Raw genomic sequence first — 21,817 nt, forward strand, 5'->3', positions numbered from 1 at the left:
ACCCAAGCCGTTGGTGTGTCCGCAACTTACTAACGGACATAAGGAGACAACATTGGCTAGACCAATCAACCCACACAGCAGGCGACAGCGCCACCTAGCAAAGACAGGCGACGCCGCTGACTTCGTATCAATCCCCGCCGCTGGCAACCAACAGCCAGCACCCGCGTGGCCACTCGACAACGAACCCGCCCGCGTGGAACTCGACATGTGGAACAGTCTTTGGGCAACACCACAAGCAACCATGTGGGAATCAATGCACATCAATCACGTGATCGCCCGATACGTCATGGTCACCTGCCTGGCAGAACAAACACAACAGGCAGGACTACTGGCAGAAGTAAGACAACTAGAGGACAGGCTCGGACTAACGCCGGTGTCTTTGCGCAAACTGCAATGGAAGATTGAACACCAGGACAATCAGCCGGTTGATGCTTCCCAATCAGAGGAATCTAAAGAGCGCTGGGCACAAATCCTAGACATGGACAGGCACTAGAAACAGCACACAGGCTACAGGCAAAGCTCATCGAAAGTGCAACGAATAAACCGGGAATGACTGAACCACTCAACCTGACCATCCCCAAAAACATCGCGGCGATACTTCACCGGCTCCTGTTCATGGAACACATGCACCCCAGCACCGGACAAAGACCGTTCAATAAATACCGGCTTCACGCTCTTGATGGCAGACGATGCCCACGGCAACAACTCACCACCGGAATCAAAGCAATGATCCAAGTCGATACATGCCAGCCCATCGCCCAACATCACCCCAACACCATCACCGGCGCTGGAATCCTGCACCGCATCCCAGCTAGTCCAGGTGGCCGGGTTAGTAGACGATGCATTCCTGCCATCAACCATGACAGGACGCTTCCCCTTCGCACGTGTCCAGCGATTAGGTGCCAGCGCCTTTAGTTTCTCGATTCTTTGACGGCGAGCGCGATAAGCCTTTTGTTTGCAGGCAGCGGAACAGAACGTCGGGGTTCTGCCACGCGCGCCCATCGACTCGAAAGACGCTTCGCACCACTTGCAACTAAGGATCATAACCTCAATTCTAGCATAGAAGTGTTACGAATTAAAGACCTGACCACTATCTTTAGGTCAATGGCCTGCATGTTGTCACGAATAGATCGAACACGCGCCACAACGCCGCTAGACGTGGCGAAATTCGCCAATCAAAAGGCAACATCAAACACGCCCCAAACACCCGCCAAACAGCCAAATAAGCCCCAAAAACAGGCATAACCGCAGGACGGATCAATACGAATTATGCACGCGGTTTGAAGTCCTCTATGCCTTCCGTGGTGGGACGTGGTGGCGGAGAGCCGGGACGCCAGGGTGTTTCACAGAATTAGAAGCCCTTGTTTGTTGAGTTGCTTCGGCTGGCATCGATACCCTTTCTACTATAAAGGGCATTAACAGTAATCCCAGGTCATAGCGTTATTGCGTGTGCGCGTCTAGGCGGTTTAGTGGTACTTGTATATGCTCACCACCCGGCCATCGCCTTAAATCGGCTCACAGCGCGCCGTGACTATTCCAGAAAGAGCAGCAGGGAGTGAAATGGGTAGAGGTGCCCCGTGTCGCAAAGGACACAGGTCTATTCCGTCAGTCGCGTTGGTCGTTTAGGTATAGAGTGCGCAGCATGTGCGCGTGTGCTCACTACGGGTATTAGTCGCATGTGACAGGGCCGGGATACTCACACAGGGCGCTCACACTAACCACAGTGTGCCGCGTCCGGGCCTGCCTTTACCGCGTGGCCCTGCATGATCGGATGGGTGCTGTTCCCGCTCTAACCGGGGACGACTACGCGGGTTAGGCGTATCACCCGTTGTGTATCCACGGGCGCAGGGATGAGTAGTAGTTGGGGGTTAGGTGTTGATTGGTTCCAGCTCATCGACAGCGTGAGTGGTGTCAGTCAGGAGCGTTATCAGTGCTTCGCACACCGGGCATACTGGCCGGGGATCTTTGGCCTGAACTTTGTATGTGGCGGCAAACTCGCCGTGCTTGGTTAGCCAGGGGATGACACAGCCGCACAAGGTGTGGATGCCTTCACCGGTTTCTTTGAGTGCGCGGTGCAAGTACTTCTTATTGGCACGTTTCATGAGCGCGCCGGTTCTGTGTTCGCTTTGCGCTTCTTGACCACATCGAGTCGATCCGTGACGACCTGTTCAAGTTCGGTACGTCCGTAGATGTTGAGGAATACTTGCAGTCCGTGGGCGGGATGTTCGGGACGTGCATCCAGCTCATCTAGGCGTGCGATGATTTCACCCGCGATCATGATGAGTTCGCTGTCATAGCCCAGGACTTGCAGATCGGCGATGATGAAGCTGTACAGCTGGTTTGTGTACTCTTTGCCGATGATGCGGTCGGCTTCTTCCAATAGGGCGGTGGCGCTGATAGGATATGTGTCAGACATGCGGAATCTCCGTTTCCGTTGTGTTGAGGCCCCCGGATACGCCAATATCCGTTGTGTGGCCGCTTATGCCCCTATACCCCTATCATCGATCTTTCGCCTGGTCCGCAATTCCGGCTATGACTACGTGCATCATCGCTCCAATGCGCAACATGAATCCTTTGATGCAGAAGTAGTGGAAGACGACCGCAATCACTGGCTCGCGCACGAACCATTGATGGGCATCGATACCCGCATGGATGTCAAAGACGCATTAGAGAACCTGCAGCCCGATCAGCGTGAGGTGTGGTGGTTGACTGAAATCGGCGGGTATTCATTACGCGATGTGGCGGGTTTCCAAGGAGTACCGGAAGGCACGATTAAGTCCAGACGCTCACGGGCGAAAAAGGCACTGCGCTCCGCGATTGCCTAGTTCAACACCCAACAACGGTAGAATTGCTCTTCAGGAAGAGATCACAGCACCTGCCGGTGTCACATGCGATCAGCGGTGGCATAGGTGGCGAATAGAATGAAATTACTTTCATCATAATGCTGTTGATCTGATTGGCGGCTACAATCGCCAGCGACAACAAATAGAGGAGTTAGTACATGACCATCCACGATGTCGCCATTGTTGGGTCCGGCCCAGCTGGCTACACCGCCGCACTTTATGCGGCACGCGCAGAACTCAAGCCAATTGTTTTTGAAGGCTTTGAGTACGGCGGCGAATTGATGAACACCACCGAGGTGGAGAACTACCCAGGTTTCCAAAAGGGCATCATGGGCCCTGAGCTGATGGAAGAAATGCGCGCTCAGGCTATTCGTTTCGGCGCTGACCTGCGTATGGAAATCGTGGATTCAGTAGAGCTCGAAGGTGAGATCAAGAAGATCCACGTCGGCGATGAAGTCTTCGAAGCACGCTCCGTCATCCTTGCTACCGGTGCAGCACCACGCCACTTGGGCGTTGAGGGCGAAGACACCCTGACTGGACGTGGTGTCTCCACCTGTGCAACCTGCGATGGATTCTTCTTTAAGGGCCACAACATTGCTGTTGTTGGCGGCGGCGACTCCGCGATGGAAGAGGCTACCTTCCTGACCAAGTTCGCTGAGACGGTTACTATTATTCACCGCCGCGAGGAGTTCCGCGCATCCAAGATTATGCTGGAGCGCGCGCGTGAGAATCCACAGATCAAGTGGGAACTGAATAAGACCGTAGAAAAGGTCATCGACGTCGACGGCAAAGTCGGCGGCCTAGAGCTCAAGGACACCGTCACCGGTGAAACCTCGACCTTGGACGTCACCGCTATGTTCGTCGCCATTGGCCACGATCCTCGCTCTGAGTTCCTGAATGGCCAGATAACCACCAATGAAGAAGGCTACGTGGTCGTTGAGCAGCCATCGACCCGCACCAGCCTCGAGGGCGTCTTTGCGTGCGGTGACCTGGTGGATGACCACTACCAGCAGGCAATTACCGCTGCTGGTTCCGGCTGCCGCGCAGCGATTGACGCGGAACATTTCTTGGCAGCACAGCGTTAGGAAGAGTATGAGCAACGTAATTGACGTAACCAAGGACACCTTCCGCAGCGAGGTCATCGACTCCGACAAGCTCGTCGTCGTTGATTTCTGGGCTGAATGGTGTGGTCCATGCAAGAAGCTATCCCCAATGCTGGATGAGATTGCTGAAGAGATTGGTGATGACGTCACCATCGCGAAGATCAATGTGGATGAAGAGCGTGAGCTGGGCGCCATGTTCCAGGTCATGTCCATCCCTTCTGTCTTGATGTTCAAGAATGGCGAAAAGGTTGATGAATTCGTTGGTCTTCAGCCAAAGCCAGCAATCACTTCCAAGATTCAGGCACAGCTCTAAAGCCGCAGCCGCCACTCTAGAAATCTTGGCCCTGAGGCTTCTCGCTCAAGGCCAGAGTTGAGCGACTCGCAACCCCCTCCCAGACTATGGCTGGGAGCACGATGAGAACTCACTGTGATGGGAGTGCGAACCAAAGGAGAGCCGGAGTACTAAGCCATACGCTTAGGCTTTGGCTCTCTATTTTTATGCCATATTCATGCAGGTCATTGCATATATTTCAGCAAGTTACTGGATTTCAAAACAACGTGATGGCTTTGTTATCGTTATGTCTCATAGATTGCACTGAACGCCGTGTGAAATGGCGTATTCTCAAAATGTCGCACTAGAGTGGAGACAGAGTTTAATTGTGTACCAATTAAGTTGCTTCACTTAAGTAATCATGAAATTTAGAAAGGGGGACGAAGTGGACCGTATTCTTCAAGTTGGGGATCGCAGTGCCCGCGTAGCCGAGGCACGAGCCACACTTGCGCGAATCGGATTGTTGTCGAATTACAGCGGCGATGTGTCCGACTGGAAGCGTCAAAAGTTCTCCGAAGAAGATAAGCACTTCGACTCCGAGCTTTCCGCCATCGTAAGAGCATTCCAACAGTCGCGCGGTATTGTTCCCTCGGGAAATATCGATGAGCTGACGTTGCGCGAGCTGCGCCAAGCATCCTACAAGCTAGGTACGCGAGTGCTGAGCTACCAGCCAAATAATGAGTTGGTGGGTGATGACGTTGCACAATTGCAGAAGCAGCTGCAAGAGCTAGGCTTTTACATGCAGCGTATCGATGGCCACTTTGGGTCATCAACCCATGAAGCCCTGCTGGAGTACCAGCTCAACTACGGCCTTCAACAAGACGGAGTCTGTGGCCCAGCTACTATCCGTGCTTTCAGCCTGCTAGGCCGCCGCATTACTGGTGGTTCTGCGCACAATATCCAAGAGCGCGAGCGTGTTCGCAACGCTGGACCAAAGTTAGCTGGCAAGCGCGTTGTTATTGACCCCGCCCTGGGTGGGGCTAATAAGGGTCAGAAGGTTAAAGGTCGTTTTGGGGATATTTCTGAGGAAGAAATCATCTGGGACCTGGCTGAACGCGTCGCAGGCCGAATGATTGCGGCCGGAATGGAGATCATTTACTCCCGTACCCGCATGGATGATCCATCCATGAAGGACCGCGCTGATATCGCGAATGCATTTGATGCTGACCTGGTCATCTCATTGGGCTGCGACTCCTACCCGAATGAGAAGGCTAATGGCGTAGCCTCCTTTTACTTTGGGTCAGAGATCGGCAATTCCTCGATGATTGGTGAGACCCTCTCGGGCTATATTCAGCGTGAGATTGTTGCCCGCACGGAGCTGGGTAATAACCAGAACCATGCGCGCACATGGTCCCTGCTGCGGATGACGCGAATGCCGGTTGTTCAAGTGATATTAGGCTATTTAACTAATCCTCATGATGTATCTGTCTTGACCAACCCAACCCACCGCGATGACATTGCTGAAGCCATCGTGGTTGCAGTCAAGCGCCTCTATCTCTTGGATGAAGATACTGCGCCGACCGGTACGTATAACTTCGCTGAGCTGCTGCGCGCTGAGCAGTCCTCGTAGTCAGGTTCCGAATAACAAAGTGTGGGCCCCAGGATCGCTCCTGGGGCCCACACTTTGTATTCTTTAAGTGCTTAGGCAAGCGCGCGGGCAACGAGGTCTTCGGCAGCTGCGGCAGAAAGCAAGTCATGACTTGGTGGTAACTCCAAGCGTAGGCGCGGGGCAACTGGATGGTCTTTGATGACCTCAAATCCCGCGCCCTGCAGGATAGATACTGGAATCAGGCCGATATTATCTGGCCGAATTCCTAGAAAATGCCGGGCTATCTCATAGTTCACATCAGCGAAGAAACTCGTGGATGCGCTATTGAAAATATCAAAGTCTGATTCAGACTCAGTATCCGAGCGGTCATAGAAGATCTCATCTTCTTCCTCGCCGACATCGTGATAGCCGAAGGCTTCCACCGCCTCGAAATCACGTTCCACGAGGTCCATGATGGTCGTATCAAGGAGCACTGACTCCAGTCCACGCCCAGCACGTTGTGAGGTCACAAAAAGCGAAGTAATAATTGCTGCATCGGAGCTGACCGGCCCAGTCGGCATTTGCGCTATGCCAGGCGCATCTTGAGCAGCACAGTAGATGATCGATGCATCTTCGCGGATGCTAAAACCACAGTTACCAAAGCTCAGCATTGTCGATGAAATCCACGCCTCTTTTTCGAAGCGTGGATCTTCGACCTCATGCACGCACTCCCAATACATGGACGTTGCCGCCCGTGGGTGCATCTCCGAATCTGGAGTCAGTGGTACAAGCATGGTTTTAGCTCTTAAATTTTAACTATCCTGTTTGCCATCGATGAGAGCCATGATGCGCTCAAAGTCTTCCTGGTCTCCGAACTCAACTACCATTTTGCCCTTGCGCTTACCCATTGTCACCGTGACCTTAGTGTCAAAGCGATCTGAGAGGCGCTCACCGGCGGCGGTATAGACCTGCGGCTGTGGAGCAGCTGGCTTCGGTGTCGGCTTATCAGGCAAACCATTGCGCTTAATCAGCGTCACGGCTTCTTCAGTCGCGCGGACAGACAGGCCTTCGGCAACAATACGCTGCGCCAGCTGCTCCATCGCTTCCTTGTCATCCAGCCCCAGCAGCGCACGCGCATGGCCGGAGCTCAGCACCCCAGCTGCCACACGACGCTGAACCTCTACTGGCAGACGCAGCAAACGAATGGTGTTGGTAATCTGTGGACGGGAACGGCCGAGGCGGTCAGCCAGCTCGTTTTGGGTAACGCCGAACTCTTCCAGCAATTGCTGGTACGCATTCGCTTCTTCCAGCGGATTGAGCTGGACGCGGTGGATATTCTCCAAGAGCGCATCACGCAGAAGTGAATCGTCCTTGGTGTCACGCACGATCGCAGGAATAGTTGCCAGACCTGCCTTGGCGGATGCACGCCAGCGGCGCTCACCCATGATCAGTTCGAAGCCACCGTCACCTGAAGCGCGAACCACTACTGGCTGCAGCAAACCAAACTCACGGATGGAATGAACCAACTCATTCAGCTCATCTTCATCGAAGACTGTGCGTGGCTGCTTCGGGTTCGGCTGAATCTCACCAACTGAAATTTCACGATAAGTTGCACCAATGGAAGCTGGCTTCGGTTGACGCTTCTTTGACGTCCCCGTGCCGATTGTCGGAGCGCCAGCAACGCGGCGAGACTGGCCGCTGCCGCCCTCAGACTTACCGCCTAGTACCGAATCCTCGGAGCCCGATGACTGATCGGTATCAGGTTTCTTTCCTTGCTCAGGCTTGCGCTGAGACACACCTAGGATCACGTCAGCAGCGTCATTGCCCAAGCGAGGCTTGCGGGTTGGGGCATCTGGACCGGAAGGGATCAGGGCGGCCAGACCACGACCGAGCCCACCCTGTTTCACTTGTGGTTTAACCTGTGGTTTCTTGTCAGCCATAACTATCTCTCTTTAAGCCTATCCTTCTAATTCCGCATAAATATCCGGGCTCACGCCGATCACGCCAGTGGTTTCATGCGGCACATAATCACCGCGTTCATGTAATTCCTTCGCCGCAGCAACGTATGCGCGAGCGCCAGGAGAAGACGGGTCATATTCAATGACAGTCTTGCCAAAGCCAGGGGCTTCAGAGACGCGAATAGAACGCGGAATGAGGTTTCCTAAGACCACCGCACCGAATTGCTCACGTACCTCATCAGCAACCTGTGATGCCAGCTTGGTACGAGCGTCATACATAGTGAGCAAAACACCAGAAATATGCAGATCCTCATTCAGATGCTGACGAATCATGGTGATATTGCCCAATAACTGCCCCACACCTTCCAGTGCGTAGTACTCACACTGGATTGGGATGATGACTTCTTCCGCACACGTCATGGCATTGATGGTCAAAAGACCCAGCGATGGCGGGCAGTCAATGAAGACATAATCAAATTGGTGTTCCTCTAAGAAGCCCTTATGCAAGGCATCATAAAGCCTAAACTCACGGCGCACGAGAGAGACCATTTCAATCTCCACGGCTGCCAGATCAATGGTGGCAGGAATGCAGTACAGGTTCTCCAATGCGGGTGAAGACTGCATAGCTTGCTCTGCCTGGATATCTCCCAAAAGCAGCTCGTAGCTCGACGGAGTTCCGGAGCTATGTTCAACATTGACCGCGGTAGATGCGTTGCCCTGTGGATCCAAGTCAATAACTAGGACCTTGCTTCCAGCCTCGGACAAGGCTGCAGCGAGGTTCACGGCGGTGGTGGTCTTACCAACACCACCTTTCTGGTTCGCGATAGTGATCAGGCGCGGATTAGTCATGCCCACCACTCTAGTTCACCCGAGGGACACGGATGATGGTAGTCCCGCGGACGACTTCGACCACGGCTTTTCCACCGCCGGCCTTCTTGATATCTGCAGCATCCCGTTCTAATTCTTCATGCACGGATTCGCCTTTCATGGCGATCATTTCGCCACCTTTGCGCACCAGCGGCAAGGACCATTTTGCAAGTTTGCCCAACGGAGCTACTGCACGGGATGTAACAATGTCTGCACCTGCAGCCTGCTTCTTCACCGGTCCTTCTTCGGCGCGGCCGCGAATCACCGTGACATTAGTCAGCTCCAGCGCATCAACTACTTCCTGAAGGAACACCGAGCGCTTCAACAGTGGCTCAATCAACGTGATGTTGAGATCCGGACGGGCGATGGCAAGTGGAATTCCAGGAAGACCAGCACCAGATCCGATATCGACGACAGTAGCGCCCTGTGCCATGACATCACCAATAACGGCACAGTTGATGAGGTGGCGGTCCCACAACCGTGGAACTTCACGCGGGCCGATGAATCCGCGCACGGAGCCATCGGTAGCCAGCAGGTCATGGTATTTTTCGGCCAGGCCTATGCGGTCTTTGAATACGTCCGACGGCTCCACGCGAACAACTCCCTAGATAAGTGAAATAACAATAAGAACTAAAAGTAAAAAGCGTCTGGGATAAAAATATCCCAGACGCTTCAAAGTATAAAGGCTAGTAAATTCTTAGCCTATTTACCGGCTTAGTTGCCCTGCTTGCGCTGCTTCTTAGTGCGGGTATCGCGCTTACGTGCACCTGGCTTAGGAGCGGTGGTGCGCTTAAGCTCAATCTTTGCCTGCTCTTCGGCTTCTTCCTCACGGTCCATCTTCGCGTTGACCATGCGGGTCTGAACGTAGGTCCAGACGGTGTTTGCCAGCATGTAGAACAACAGACCAATTGGCCAGATGAAGCCGGAAATAACCAGCATGCCCGGCATGACCCAGAGCATCATCTTGGACATCATCTGCATCTGTTGCTGCATCATCTCAGCATTTTGACCCTGTGGCGCCTGGGTCTTACCGGACGCACGGCGTGCCTCCTGGCGGTTGAGAGACATACGCGCGTTCAGGTGAGTGAGAACAGCAATGATCGCAATCAACGGCACGATGATCATCGCAGCCTGGGCCATCGTCAGATCGTGAAGCAATGGCGAGTTCAGACGCAGGTTGGCTACCAGTGGAACTCCGAAGAGTTCTGCATCGACGTACGACTGAACATGCTCTGGATCGAAGAAGTAGTTGCCAATGCTTGCATTTTGCTCGATGGTCATTGGCTCACCAGCTGGTTGGCCAATTCCGCCGGCAACAGAAACAGTACGGTCGAAGGAACGTAGAACGTGGAACAGACCAATGAACATTGGAATCTGAGCCAGCATTGGCAAACAGCCTGCCATCGGTCGGACCTTGGAGTCCTTATAGACCTTCTGCATTTCTTCGGCTTGCTTGGTCTTGTCATTGGCGTACTTAGTACGCACCTCTTGCAGCTTTGGCTGCAGCTCCTGCATCTTGCGCTGTGAACGCAAAGACGTCAGAGTTGGCTTGACCATGATGGCCTTGAGCGTCCAGGTCAGCAAAATGATGGCCAAAATCCATGTCAGGCCCGCTGATGGGTCCATGACACGACTCAAAAGCCAATGCCAGCAATACAGCACGAATGAAATCGGCCAATAGATAAAATTAAGCACTGGGAGTTGGTTTCCTCAACTGATCGATTAAATTTGTTTTTTCTTCGGTACTGGGTCAAAACCGCCCGGATGCCACGGACCGCACTTGCATAGCCTAGCCGCAGCTAGAACCACACCATGTACCGCGCCATGGACCGACACTGCTTCAAGTGCATAAGCACTGCATGTTGGTTCGAAGCGACACGTAGACACCGGCTTTATCGGTGAAACATGCTTTTGGTAGAAGCGTACCGCCTTTACCAACGGTTTTGCCGCACCACGAGCCTGCGGGATCTCTTCGCCATCAGAATTGAAGTACTCTTCGGTGCTCATTTAGGAGCTCTTCTCAAGCTTCTTCCTTATGCGCGCAAGCGCAGTACGAAGATCTTGTTCTAATTCAGCACTGGTTGCCTCACCGCTGGGCGGTAAAGCTCGAATCACAATATCCATTGTTTCTGGCACATCGTCAATGATGTCCATGCACACATGACGAAGCCGCCGGGAGGTGCGGTGACGAATCACTGCATTCCCAACGGCTTTAGAAACAACCAAGCCGAACCGTGGACCAGTGGTCACCAGTTCGGCATCGGATGAGTTGACGTGCGCATGCACGACAACAGTGCGAGAACCCACACGCCGCCCACGCTTAATTACCCGACGAAACTGTGTCGGAGACGTGAGCTTGAACTGTGTTGGTAGCACGAATTAAGCAGTCAGCTTAGAGCGACCCTTCTTGCGGCGAGCTGCCACAATAGCGCGACCTGCACGGGTAGACATGCGGGTGCGGAAGCCATGCTTACGAGCACGACGACGGTTGTTCGGCTGGAAAGTGCGCTTTCCCTTTGCCACGATAATCTCCTCAAAGTTGTACCGGGCCAGGTGCGCTTGGCACGCCAAGCCCGCGTTAAAAATTTCCAAAATGTAAGTAGTTAACGTTTCACCACCTGCAAATATTCTCTCGGCAGCGCTTAATGAGAGCGCTTAGCCGATAAGTACTTTGCATCCGGGGTAGAACACATACTTACGCGCAGCCAGATTGCTGCGATAGACCATGACAGATTACGTGATTTGACGGGCATTAAACAAATCGACACTCAGGGGCACCCGAAATTACAAAGATGTTTTTATCCCCTGGATAACGGCACTTTCGCCCGCCCACCCTGCGGGCTTAGAGTGCGAGACTTTTGACAGCATTTTCCTATCCCGCCGAAAGTAAACGCGGAAAGATACTCCACTAGACACAGGCTTCAAAAACCGGGTAAACATGAGTAATCCACTTATTCACAGACTTGGTCTAGATGTGGATAAACCTCAATTTAAACTTTAGACTTTGGCGATTGTCGCAGGTAAATGCTATTTCTAGGGCAATTGAGAGTTATTCACACCCATAGACTAGGCTGTGGATAACCAATCTTTTCACACCTGTGGACAACTCTGTGGACTACAAGGTAGACGCGGAATTCCAGATGTGGAAAGTTCAGTGAGAAAATGAGATTTAGCTGTTAATGCATAAATTACAAATTCTCCCGCGACTGGGGCCCACACCAGCACGTTTTGCTGATGTGTGATTTAGGCTACTTTCACGCTGCAGGCTACGCCCTGCCTTTATTTGTTCTGTCCGCTTAACTATTCGAATGCAAAGGGCTTTGGTGTGTCTGACCAACAATCGTCCCTGACCTCCACGTGGCGCGTCATCGTTGAAGAACTGCTGCAGCTTTCTGAGCAACCCAACTCAGAGGTCCCAACTTTTACCAATCAGCAGCGAATTCACCTGCAGTTATTGAAGCCCATCATGATCAGTGATGGCTATGCATTTTTGGCGACCCCAAATCCGCGCGCCCGGGACATTGTTGAAGAAGAGTTGTCCACCCACATTGCTGCCGGACTATCCCGCTACATGGGACGCCCTTGTTCTGTTGCCATCACGGTCGCTCCCCCAGAGGAGACCGAGCAACCGGGTACTGGCGCACACTCGAATCCCAATAATTCTGGCCGCCAGATCGATCAGTTCAACTATGACTCAGGAAACTCCGCGCAGCAGCGCCCGCGCCTGAACCAGGTGGATGTCTCCCAGCAGGACTTTTATCGATCCCACCAAGACAATTATCAAGCTGATACTCACCATCAACCTGAGAAGCGTCAGCAGCAGGCAGATAATCACAACTATTACGACGATCGCAGCCAGCAGGATTTTCAGCCGCAGCGTTTTAATGCTGCTTCGTTTAATCAGGATCAGAATTCATCGAATTCTGACTATCCACCAGCTTCTCAGTCTTCCCCGCAGCAGCGTCAACCACAGATGCCGCAGTCATGGCAGACCAGTCATTCCCCGGCCAACTTGGATGAGCTTGCCGATGCCTACCAGTCGCAGCAACCTAATCAGTCTTCTTATCAATCACCATCTTCCGCACGCATCCCACGTGAACGCCCAGCGCATGACCCAAACCGTGAACAATCACTGAACCCAAAGCACACCTTTGACAACTTCGTGATTGGTTCATCGAACCGTTTTGCCAATGGTGCTGCTGTGGCGGTCGCCGAAAATCCGGCGCGTGCCTATAACCCACTATTTATTTGGGGCGGTTCTGGTCTGGGTAAGACTCACCTTCTGCATGCCGCGGGCAATTATGCGCAGCTGCTGCACAAGGGTTTGCGCGTAAAGTACGTCTCTTCAGAAGAATTTACGAATGACTACATCAACTCCTTGCGTGATGACCGCCAGGAATCTTTCAAGCGTCGTTACCGCAACTTAGACATCCTGATGGTCGATGACATTCAGTTCTTGGAAGGTAAAGAGTCCACTCAGGAAGAGTTCTTCCATACCTTTAACGCACTGCACCAGGCGAATAAGCAAATCATTTTGTCTTCTGACCGTCCGCCAAAGCAGTTGACCACGCTAGAAGATCGTCTGCGTACCCGTTTCGAAGGTGGTCTGATTACTGATATTCAGCCGCCTGACTTGGAAACCCGCATCGCTATTTTGATGAAGAAGGCTTCTGCCGATGGCACCACCGTCGATCGCGCTGTGTTGGAGCTCATTGCCTCTCGCTTTGAGACGTCGATCCGTGAGCTCGAAGGCGCGCTGATCCGTGTCTCGGCTTATTCCTCTTTGGTTGATGAGCCGATCAATATCGAAATGGCTGAAATTGCTTTGCGTGATCTGGCTCCAGATTCCGCAGCAGAGCAAATCACGCCTAATACGATCATTGAAGTAACAGCGGAATACTTCAATATTGAGGTCGATACCTTGACTGGTTCCGGCAAGAAGCGCGATATCGCGCATGCCCGCCAGTTGGCTATGTATCTGTGCCGCGAACTAACCGATCTCTCGCTGCCAAAGCTGGGCGAGCAATTCGGCGGCAAAGACCACACCACTGTTATGTATGCGGAGCGCAAGATCCGCCGTGAGATGACAGAAAAGCGCGAAACCTATGACGAGATCCAGGCGTTGACCCAACGCATCAAATCCCGCGGCCGCGCCTAGTCTCATTAATTCGTAACCGATAAGGCTGCACTACCTTCTAACCACCGTCTACTCCTCGAGCAAAAGCTCTTGGATAGGCGGCTTTTAAGGTTTTATGCCCATCACCTGGCAAAAAGTTATCCACAGTGTTATTCACACTTGTGTAATTTCATTGTTGTAATTTAATGAGCTTGGACACGTTTTGAGTTTTCACAAGACCAAGAAAACCTCCGACCTGCTGTGATCACTGTTGTGCGATCTTGGTGAATAACAAAGACCCGTCTGTGGATAACTTTCGTGTAATTTGAGTTATCCACATTTCGCCCGATCTATCCCCAGATTGATCACACGGGTTAGCACACGATCGATCTTGCCCCCGAGCATGGAAAACTTGTGATTATCCACAGGATCCACAGCACTTATTACTATTACTAGTTTTATTTCTAGATCACTTAAAAGAAAGAGGGCGTGTGTGAAAGTTTGCTCCGAGCCCACGGCGTCCCCGCGGCTCGGGCTAAATGACAAGAAATCAACAACTAGCGCAATGCCATGGGAACTGGGTAAGTTGGAAGCATTGCTGAATTGCACAATTTTTGTAAGTTCTAGAACCTCAAGAAGTTTTTCAACCAGGTAAGTTCTAAGAATTCCGCATGCCCAGGTACTGAACCCACGGTCACCAAAGGCAGCAGATTTTTGGAAGTTACCTAGTCGGCGAGCCTGAAATGACATGAACGTCATGAAGCTGGGCACGGCGCATCGACAGTGAGTCAAGGAGAGTAAAGACGCACATGGAAACCCTAGGAACCAACGCCGTGTCATTTCGTGTGGCTAAAGATGACTTAAGCCATGCGGTTGGATGGGTTGCCCGTAACCTCCCGACTAAGGCAGCGCAGCCAGTACTTCGCGCAATGATCATCACCGCGGATGACAATGGTTTAGAACTCGCTGGCTTCGATTACGAGGTATCTACTCGTGTTCGTATCGCTGCTGAGATCGAAGAACCAGGTCGTATCGCAGTAGCAGGCAAGTTGATGAGTGACATCGTCAGCGCTATGCCCAATAAGCCAGTGGAGATCCGCCAGGAAGAGACCAAGGTTCTCATTCAATGTGGTTCTTCCCGCTTTGAGCTGCCAACGATTTCTCTAGATGATTACCCTCAGCTGCCGGTTCTCCCTGAGGTCACCGGCAAGGTCAACCCACAGCTTTTCTCCGCAGCCGTATCCCAGGTCGCAGCCGCAGCGGGCAAAGATGACACCCTGCCAATGCTCACTGGTATTTCCATGGCGATCGATGGCACCAAGGTAAATCTCACTGCCACTGACCGCTTCCGTCTAGCAGTACGCACCCTCGAGTGGGAGCCCACCGCTGAAGACATCAAGACCCAGCTCCTTGTCCCAGCCAAGACCCTGCAAGAAACTGCGCGTTCTTTGGATACTCACGTCAATGACCCAATTGAGATCGCAGTAGGAACTGGTGACAGCATTGCTGCCGATGGCCTCTTCGGCCTTCATGCTGATAACCGTGAGACCACCACGCGCATGCTGGATGCAGAGTTCCCAACTGTCTCGCACTTGCTACCGAAGACCCACACTGCGATCGCATCTGTTGAGATCGGCCCACTTCAGGAAGCTATTCGCCGTGTTTCCTTGCTGACCGACCGCAATGCACAGATCCGCATGCTCTTTACCGAAGGCGAAGTACAGCTGGCCGCCGGTGCAACTGATACTGGTAACGCTGAAGAGACCATCCCTTGTGCTTTCAGCGGCCGTGATGAGTTGCTCATCGCCTTCAACCCAGGCTTCCTCAAAGACGGCCTGGCTGTTATTCCAACTGATCGCGTGGTCTTTGGTTTCACGGAACCTTCCCGCCCAGCCATTATGTTGCCTGAGCCAGAAGAACTGCCTGAAGCAGATGAAGATGGTAATTTCCCAACGCCGGATACCTACTTCACCTACCTGTTGATGCCTGTGCGTCTGCCTGGTTAAACTAGCGCTGTAGATGTATATTCGTGAGCTTCACCTGCGAGATTTCCGATCTTGGCCTGAGCTAAAGCTAGATCTGAAACCTGGCATTGTCCTATTTGTCGGCCGCAACGGTTTTGGTAAAACCAATATCGTTGAGGCCTTAGGCTATGTCGCGCACTTAAGCTCACACCGCGTCAACCAGGATGCGCCTTTGGTTCGGCAAAACACCAATAGTGCGCGGGTATCTGCCACGGCAGTCAATCAGGGCCGCGAACTTACCGCGCATTTGCTGATCAAGCCGCATGCGGCCAATCAGGCACAAATTAATCGAACCCGCTGTAAGTCTCCACGTGAGTTACTCGGCGTGGTGAAGACCGTGCTCTTTTCACCAGAAGATCTGGCATTAGTGCGCGGCGAACCAGCAGAACGCCGCCGCTATTTGGATGACATCATTGCCACTCGTACTCCGCGTCTGGCAGGCGTAAAGGCTGATTATGACAAGGTATTGCGCCAGCGTAACGCGTTATTAAAGTCGGCATCGGCAGCCATGCGCCGCGGCTATGGTGATACCGAAGGCGCTTCCGCCTTAGCGACTTTGGACGTGTGGGATTCGCAACTAGCTGCCCTCGGCGCCCAAGTCATCAAGGCCCGCCTGGAGTTGGTTGATCATCTTGCTGAACTCATCCCGGCTGCTTATGAAAGCTTGGCACCCGAATCACGTCCGGCGCATATTAGCTATAAATCCACCATCGATATCTCTGACCGCGAGGTATTAGACGCCGTCATGCTGGCTGAGCTGGGCGCTAAACGCCAGCGCGAGATCGAACGCGGTATCTCTTTGGTGGGCCCCCACCGTGATGATGTGGAATTACACCTGGGTTCCACACCAGCCAAAGGCTTTGCCAGCCACGGTGAGACCTGGTCTTATGCCATTTCATTGCGCTTTGCCGAGTTTCAGCTTTTGCGCTCTGAAGACTCCGATCCGATTTTGATTCTTGATGACGTCTTTGCCGAGCTTGACGCGCAGCGCCGCGAGAAGCTGGTCAAACTCGCCGCCGGCGTAGAACAGGTATTCATTACCGCTGCGGTCGATGAAGACCTGCCAGAAAACCTGGTTCCCATTGAACGTTATGAGATCGCGGTTGAAGACACCGATGAAGGCCGTATTTCCGTCCTGGGCCGCTCCCCGATGTCAGCTGATGAAACTACAGTAGAAGAAAGGATAGATACCCCGGAAGAACCGGAAGCAAAGGCGGATGACGGCGATGACTAACACTGATCCAGTGCAGCAAGCCTTTGAGCACATTCGTAGGCGTTCCCCGAATCCGCCAAAGCTGCATCACGTATCGAAATCCAAGATCGCCAAGATGCCCGTAGAAAAACCACAAGGAATTCCAGTTCCGCAGGTTCCCGGTTTTGATATTTCTGAGCTTTCCAAAACCCCGCGGCGGAAATACCGCGGAAAAGGTCGTGAAACCGGCGGTGATGGCCGCCGTATCCGGAAATCAGTTGATATTCCGAAGCTGGGCTCGCACATCGCGCGCGAAATTACTCACCGCGGCTGGGAACATGACCTGGCGCATGGCTGGATTACTGGTCACTGGGACAAGCTTGTGGGCATCAAAATTGCTGAACACACGCATCCGGAGAAGATCGAAAACGGTATCATTTATGTTGCGTGCGATAATTCAAATTGGGGTACGCAATTGCGTTATTTGCAGCGTCCCATCTTGCAGAAGATTGCCGAACAGGTCGGCCCGAATGTAATTACGCAATTGAAAATTTCAGGCCCAAAGCAACATCGCAATTATCAAGGTCCCATGTGGGTAAAACCGCAAGGTTCTAGGGATACATACGGCTAAATTATTAATCTTAATTAAATACCTTGATAACCTGCTTGTTTCGGCGGTGCAGCTGAAAAATGTCGCGCAGGTTAATAAAAATTACCGGATAATTTCGCCTCTAGCCCAAGTGAGGTGGCTCTAGGTAGGGGGACACAGTGTAGAATGGTGAGAGTCTTAGAACTACACAGACGCATTTGAAAGTATCTGAGTGGTTCGCCCTTTTCACCAAAAGGGGTTTATCTACACTATTGATTTTCGCAGCGGTTTACCGCTGTTTAAATTTGGAATAAAGGAGTACACGGTTTCGTGGCTACCCAACCAGAATATAACGCTGGGTCTATTACCATCCTGGAAGGCTTAGAGGCTGTCCGCAAGCGTCCAGGTATGTACATCGGCTCGACCGGTCCGCGTGGTTTACACCACCTTATTTGGGAGGTCGTGGATAACTCAGTCGATGAGGCCATGGCAGGTTATGCCTCCAAGGTCATTGTTCGTCTGATGGAAGATGGTGGCGTTGAGGTCACCGATGATGGCCGCGGTATCCCCGTGGGCATGCACGCCTCCGGCGCACCAACCGTTCAGGTTGTTATGACCCAGCTGCACGCTGGCGGTAAGTTCGACTCTGATTCCTACGCTGTTTCCGGTGGTCTGCACGGTGTTGGTATCTCCGTCGTGAACGCGCTGTCCACCCGCGTGGAAGCAGAAATCAAGACTGACGGCAAGCACTGGTACCAAAATTTCAATGCTTCTATTCCAGAAGAGCTGGTTGAGGGCGGCAATGCCCGCGGCACTGGAACCAAGATTCGTTTCTGGGCAGATCCAGAGATCTTTGAGACCACCGAGTATGACTATGACACCATCTCGCGGCGTTTGCAGGAAATGGCGTTCCTGAATAAGGGTCTGACCATCCAGCTGATTGATGAGCGTGTCACCAAGGAACAGCTGGACCTGGAGGCTATCGCGGATGCAGAGTCCGGTGAAAAGCAGCTGGATGACGCAAGCTTTGATGATGCTGATGTTGATGACTTCAATGAAGGCGATCAAGCAAAGCCTGCAACTGAGGAGAGCGAGCCTTCTGACAAGCTGCAGAAGAAGGTCACGTTCCACTACCCAGACGGTTTGATTGATTACGTAAAGTTCATCAATAAGACTAAGTCTGCTATCCACCCAACCGTCGTCGCATTTGATGTCAAGGGCGCTGACCATGAGGTTGAGATAGCGATGCAGTGGAACCAGGGCTACAAGGAATCCACGCACACCTTCGCTAACACCATCAATACTTATGAAGGTGGTACGCACGAGGAAGGCTTCCGTTCTGCGCTGACGTCCTTGATGAACCGTTATGCTAAAGAGCATAAGCTGATGCGCGAAAAAGACGGCAGCCTCACCGGTGATGACTGCCGTGAAGGCTTGGCAGCGGTGGTATCCCTGAAGGTCGGCGAGCCACAGTTTGAGGGCCAGACCAAGACCAAACTGGGTAACTCTGAGATCAAGGGCTTTGTTCAGCGCGCGGTGAATGAGCACCTCAATGACTGGTTTGACGCCAACCCGGCTGAGGCCAAGGCCATTGTTAATAAGGCCGTTTCTTCCTCCCAAGCTCGTGTTGCAGCGCGTAAGGCACGTGAGTTGGTGCGCCGTAAGTCCGCGACGGATTTGGGCGGATTGCCAGGTAAGCTCGCTGATTGCCGTACCAAGGACCCAAGCATTTCTGAGCTGTACATCGTGGAGGGTGACTCCGCGGGCGGTTCCGCAAAGGGTGGCCGTGACTCGATGTTCCAGGCTATTTTGCCACTGCGCGGCAAGATCCTGAACGTGGAGAAGGCACGCATGGACAAGGTACTGAAGAACGCCGAGGTCCAGGCCATTATTACTGCGCTGGGTACCGGTATCCATGAAGAGTTCGATATTTCGAAGCTACGCTATAACAAGATTGTGTTGATGGCCGACGCCGACGTTGACGGCCAGCACATCGCTACCTTGTTGCTGACTCTGCTCTTCCGTTTCATGCCGCAGCTGGTTGAGGAAGGCCACGTCTACTTGGCTAATCCACCTCTCTACAAGCTGAAGTGGGGCAAGGGTAAGCCGGGCTACGCGTATTCTGATGATGAGCGTGACAAGCTGCTCGAAGAGGGCCTGAATGCCGGCCGTAAGATCAATAAGGATGACGGCATCCAGCGCTACAAGGGTCTGGGTGAGATGAACGCGTCTGAGCTGTGGGAGACCACGCTGGACCCAACCAACCGTATTCTGCGTCGTGTTGATCTTGAGGACGCTCAGCGTGCCGATGAACTCTTCTCCATCTTGATGGGTGATGACGTCGCTGCACGTCGTTCCTTCATTACCCGCCGCGCGAAGGATGTGCGCTTCCTGGACATCTAGGATCCATTGCTTGCCGATGGAACCTTCTACTTAGCAAAACACCGTCATCTACGTTTACCAACGTGATGACGGTGTTTTCTCTATTCTGGGTGTCATGACCGTGAGGATCTTCACCACCGAGTTCATTGCTAAGCCAGAAGACCTGGACCGTGCTTATGCGCTGTATCAGCAACGCATAGGGCAACTGAGTGATGTTCAGCCTGATGCCACGATCTTTGCTTATTCGCCGAGACCACTTCCATCAGATTCTGTCTTTGATCTGTGGTTTCTGCGTACCCAGGCCGTGTATGACCGCCTAGATTCGCCCGAACAATGGCAGCTCTATGAGCTCAACGCACTGGTGGAATACGATGACACCGGCTGTGAAGAAGCCGAAGATAAGGTCCATGAGAAGTTCTTCTTAGAAGACATCCACGAACCCACGGCTTTCCCGGCCTCTTTATCAGGCGTATTCAATATGACTCTGCTCCGTGAGCCTAGAAACAGCCCTTTTACCTACGTCACGGTTGGATTCTTCGCCGCTCCAGAAAAGGCTGATGTCATCCCCGGTCTGTTCAACGCATTCGTGAAAGCCACCGATCCGATTGTGCATGGCGGGAAACCCACCCAGGTTGATCAAGTAGAAATGGCACGCTTCGCCGGCCCATTATGGGCCAAGGCCGCGCAACATGAGCTGGATCAAACGGGTGACCATATTCCTTATGGTTCTAAAGAACTTTGGCTGGGCTGCATCCTCATTGATTACGACGCAGAAAAGCTCGCAGAGCACCTGCCGGAATCCCTCGATCCGGACAACTTTGTGCTCGCGAGCTTATATCCTGAGCCTTTTTAACCAGAGACAGCTCTAGTACAGAGCTTCCTCCGTGCCGGTGCGAAGCCATGGCGCGCCAGCTTCCGACCGCAATTCTTCTGAATAGGAAAACGGTTGCTGATCTTGGGTGATGGGTATTGCTGATGTTTGAACTCCGTCGCACAGCGTGACCTCGCTTTGATCGACAACATCAGCCAGTACTGCGTCATCGCCCGGCGTATACGCCACAACAGCGCTCTCGGTATCGCCTAAGGGTTTGATGGCTTCATCGGCAAGCCCAGCATGCTCCAAGGCCATCTCGCGGAAGGCTTCCTGGCACACGATGATGTACTTGTCATAATCTGCATAGACGTCGCCGAAGTCAATGAGAACACTGCCTTCTTCTTTAGCAGCATCTTGTTGTTCTGCAAGTGCTCCGATCAGTGGGCTAGCGTTTGCAGATTCTGAACATCCTTGCAAGGCTAATGCGCCTACCAATAGTCCAGCGATGAGTGGCAGCTTCTTCATGATTAGCCCTTCTTATCGGAAATCCCTCACAAGAAGCTACCGCATTTTTTTGTTTTGTAAATATTATTTCATGTGCTTTTGAAGGATATTTCCAAGCTCTGGGACCTTGCCTTCAACGATCTTGGCGCCCTTGTTGCGTAGGGACTTGTAGGCCTTAGCTAGGGGAGCGACGTTGATGCGCTCTGCGTGGCGGTCAGCGGTGGACATGACGGCATCAGCAACCTTGTCGGAGTCCTTTTCCAAGAATGCGCCGAAGTCCTGGGCGCCAGACTTTTCAAACTCAGCCCAGCGTGGTTCAAGATCGCCAAGCATGTCGGGCAGAATCTGGTTAATACCCTTGGGGATGATCTCCGAATTGACGCGGGTAGCGGTAGAGACCGCACCTTTGATGGCCATGCCGGAAATACCGGACTGCTCATTAACGGTTTGCTGAATGAACTCGGACAAGTCCTTGATCAGGTCAGGACGTACTTGTGGTTCCAGAAGCTGGGAGAGATTAGGCATGCAAACTATGTTAGCGCCTAAATCCTATAAATCTGGGCAAT

24 protein-coding genes are annotated in these 21,817 nt (G+C 52.7%); 11 read left to right on the forward strand and 13 right to left on the reverse strand.

Features of this window, described 5'->3' with window-relative positions; all coding sequences use genetic code 11:
• The first annotated feature begins 52 nt into the window (after positions 1 to 52).
• On the forward strand, positions 53 to 493 hold the full coding sequence (locus tag ACG98I_RS07875) for a hypothetical protein (protein WP_394719814.1): 441 nt from the start codon (positions 53 to 55) through the stop codon (positions 491 to 493).
• 14 nt (positions 494 to 507) lie between these two features.
• Here ACG98I_RS07875 and ACG98I_RS07880 read toward each other — a convergent pair whose 3' ends face one another.
• The 3 genes from ACG98I_RS07880 to ACG98I_RS07890 form a co-directional block, all read right to left on the reverse strand.
• Positions 508 to 1,044, reverse strand: coding sequence for a bifunctional DNA primase/polymerase (locus ACG98I_RS07880; protein WP_394719816.1), 537 nt, complete (start codon positions 1,042 to 1,044; stop codon positions 508 to 510).
• An 824-nt stretch (positions 1,045 to 1,868) separates the two neighbouring features.
• Positions 1,869 to 2,102, reverse strand: coding sequence for a hypothetical protein (locus ACG98I_RS07885; protein WP_394719818.1), 234 nt, complete (start codon positions 2,100 to 2,102; stop codon positions 1,869 to 1,871).
• The gene (locus ACG98I_RS07890) at positions 2,099 to 2,416 is read right to left on the reverse strand and encodes a hypothetical protein (RefSeq protein WP_394719820.1); all 318 of its coding nucleotides are present in this window, start codon (positions 2,414 to 2,416) and stop codon (positions 2,099 to 2,101) included. Before ACG98I_RS07890 ends, ACG98I_RS07885 begins: the two co-directional genes overlap by 4 nt.
• On the opposite strand from ACG98I_RS07890, the gene ACG98I_RS07895 reads away from it, so the two are divergent.
• The 4 genes from ACG98I_RS07895 (at position 2,415) to ACG98I_RS07910 (ending at position 5,847) form a co-directional block, all read left to right on the forward strand.
• Positions 2,415 to 2,825 (forward strand): RNA polymerase sigma factor, encoded by a 411-nt coding sequence (locus ACG98I_RS07895; RefSeq protein ID WP_394719821.1) that lies wholly within the window; start codon positions 2,415 to 2,417, stop codon positions 2,823 to 2,825. The genes ACG98I_RS07890 and ACG98I_RS07895 overlap by 2 nt on opposite strands.
• Positions 2,826 to 3,001: 176 nt before the next feature.
• Positions 3,002 to 3,928, forward strand: a complete 927-nt coding sequence (gene trxB, locus ACG98I_RS07900; RefSeq protein ID WP_394719822.1) for a thioredoxin-disulfide reductase — start codon at positions 3,002 to 3,004, stop codon at positions 3,926 to 3,928.
• Between the two features lie 7 nt (positions 3,929 to 3,935).
• A complete protein-coding gene (trxA, locus tag ACG98I_RS07905) occupies positions 3,936 to 4,259 on the forward strand; it encodes a thioredoxin (protein WP_394719823.1) in 324 nt (107 codons plus the stop codon).
• Positions 4,260 to 4,638: 379 nt separating this feature from the next.
• Positions 4,639 to 5,847: an N-acetylmuramoyl-L-alanine amidase gene (locus ACG98I_RS07910; protein ID WP_394719824.1), complete on the forward strand. Its 1,209-nt coding sequence runs from the start codon at positions 4,639 to 4,641 to the stop codon at positions 5,845 to 5,847.
• Between the two features lie 71 nt (positions 5,848 to 5,918).
• Here the strand turns inward: ACG98I_RS07910 and ACG98I_RS07915 are convergent, their stop codons facing one another.
• The 8 genes from ACG98I_RS07915 to rpmH form a co-directional block, all read right to left on the reverse strand.
• Positions 5,919 to 6,599: a hypothetical protein gene (locus ACG98I_RS07915; protein ID WP_394719826.1), complete on the reverse strand. Its 681-nt coding sequence runs from the start codon at positions 6,597 to 6,599 to the stop codon at positions 5,919 to 5,921.
• 18 nt (positions 6,600 to 6,617) lie between these two features.
• The gene (locus ACG98I_RS07920; RefSeq protein ID WP_394719827.1) at positions 6,618 to 7,745 is read right to left on the reverse strand and encodes a ParB/RepB/Spo0J family partition protein; all 1,128 of its coding nucleotides are present in this window, start codon (positions 7,743 to 7,745) and stop codon (positions 6,618 to 6,620) included.
• An 18-nt stretch (positions 7,746 to 7,763) separates the two neighbouring features.
• Positions 7,764 to 8,612, reverse strand: a complete 849-nt coding sequence (locus ACG98I_RS07925) for a ParA family protein (protein WP_394719829.1) — start codon at positions 8,610 to 8,612, stop codon at positions 7,764 to 7,766.
• Between the two features lie 10 nt (positions 8,613 to 8,622).
• Entirely contained in the window at positions 8,623 to 9,222 is a 600-nt protein-coding gene (gene rsmG, locus ACG98I_RS07930) for a 16S rRNA (guanine(527)-N(7))-methyltransferase RsmG (protein WP_394719831.1), read from the reverse strand.
• Between the two features lie 122 nt (positions 9,223 to 9,344).
• The gene (gene yidC / locus ACG98I_RS07935) at positions 9,345 to 10,325 is read right to left on the reverse strand and encodes a membrane protein insertase YidC (protein ID WP_394719833.1); all 981 of its coding nucleotides are present in this window, start codon (positions 10,323 to 10,325) and stop codon (positions 9,345 to 9,347) included.
• A gap of 27 nt (positions 10,326 to 10,352) precedes the next feature.
• A complete protein-coding gene (yidD, locus tag ACG98I_RS07940; RefSeq protein ID WP_394719835.1) occupies positions 10,353 to 10,637 on the reverse strand; it encodes a membrane protein insertion efficiency factor YidD in 285 nt (94 codons plus the stop codon).
• On the reverse strand, positions 10,638 to 11,006 hold the full coding sequence (gene rnpA / locus ACG98I_RS07945; protein WP_394719836.1) for a ribonuclease P protein component: 369 nt from the start codon (positions 11,004 to 11,006) through the stop codon (positions 10,638 to 10,640). It lies immediately after the preceding gene.
• 3 nt (positions 11,007 to 11,009) lie between these two features.
• Positions 11,010 to 11,153 carry a 50S ribosomal protein L34 gene (gene rpmH / locus ACG98I_RS07950; RefSeq protein ID WP_394719838.1) on the reverse strand — a complete coding sequence of 48 codons (144 nt, stop codon included), beginning with the start codon at positions 11,151 to 11,153 and terminating at the stop codon, positions 11,010 to 11,012.
• Between the two features lie 943 nt (positions 11,154 to 12,096).
• Here rpmH and dnaA point away from each other — a divergent pair.
• From dnaA to ACG98I_RS07980, 6 genes are all read left to right on the forward strand, one after another.
• Positions 12,097 to 13,788: a chromosomal replication initiator protein DnaA gene (dnaA, locus tag ACG98I_RS07955; RefSeq protein ID WP_394719945.1), complete on the forward strand. Its 1,692-nt coding sequence runs from the start codon at positions 12,097 to 12,099 to the stop codon at positions 13,786 to 13,788.
• Between the two features lie 767 nt (positions 13,789 to 14,555).
• A complete protein-coding gene (gene dnaN / locus ACG98I_RS07960) occupies positions 14,556 to 15,752 on the forward strand; it encodes a DNA polymerase III subunit beta (protein ID WP_394719840.1) in 1,197 nt (398 codons plus the stop codon).
• A 13-nt stretch (positions 15,753 to 15,765) separates the two neighbouring features.
• Positions 15,766 to 17,004 carry a DNA replication/repair protein RecF gene (gene recF / locus ACG98I_RS07965; RefSeq protein WP_394719842.1) on the forward strand — a complete coding sequence of 413 codons (1,239 nt, stop codon included), beginning with the start codon at positions 15,766 to 15,768 and terminating at the stop codon, positions 17,002 to 17,004.
• Complete coding sequence (locus ACG98I_RS07970; RefSeq protein WP_394719844.1) at positions 16,997 to 17,593, forward strand: DciA family protein; 597 nt, start codon at positions 16,997 to 16,999, stop codon at positions 17,591 to 17,593. Before recF ends, ACG98I_RS07970 begins: the two co-directional genes overlap by 8 nt.
• A 288-nt stretch (positions 17,594 to 17,881) precedes the next feature.
• A complete protein-coding gene (gene gyrB / locus ACG98I_RS07975; RefSeq protein ID WP_394719845.1) occupies positions 17,882 to 19,954 on the forward strand; it encodes a DNA topoisomerase (ATP-hydrolyzing) subunit B in 2,073 nt (690 codons plus the stop codon).
• 94 nt (positions 19,955 to 20,048) lie between these two features.
• Positions 20,049 to 20,786, forward strand: a complete 738-nt coding sequence (locus tag ACG98I_RS07980) for a hypothetical protein (RefSeq protein WP_394719847.1) — start codon at positions 20,049 to 20,051, stop codon at positions 20,784 to 20,786.
• 12 nt (positions 20,787 to 20,798) lie between these two features.
• Here the strand turns inward: ACG98I_RS07980 and ACG98I_RS07985 are convergent, their stop codons facing one another.
• Together ACG98I_RS07985 and ACG98I_RS07990 are read right to left on the reverse strand one after the other, a co-directional pair.
• Positions 20,799 to 21,272 (reverse strand): hypothetical protein, encoded by a 474-nt coding sequence (locus ACG98I_RS07985; RefSeq protein ID WP_394719848.1) that lies wholly within the window; start codon positions 21,270 to 21,272, stop codon positions 20,799 to 20,801.
• 63 nt (positions 21,273 to 21,335) lie between these two features.
• Positions 21,336 to 21,776 carry a DUF6918 family protein gene (locus ACG98I_RS07990; protein ID WP_394719850.1) on the reverse strand — a complete coding sequence of 147 codons (441 nt, stop codon included), beginning with the start codon at positions 21,774 to 21,776 and terminating at the stop codon, positions 21,336 to 21,338.
• Positions 21,777 to 21,817 lie beyond the last annotated feature (41 nt).

It is taken from the genome of Corynebacterium sp. L4757 (assembly GCF_043673995.1).
GTDB lineage: Bacteria > Actinomycetota > Actinomycetes > Mycobacteriales > Mycobacteriaceae > Corynebacterium.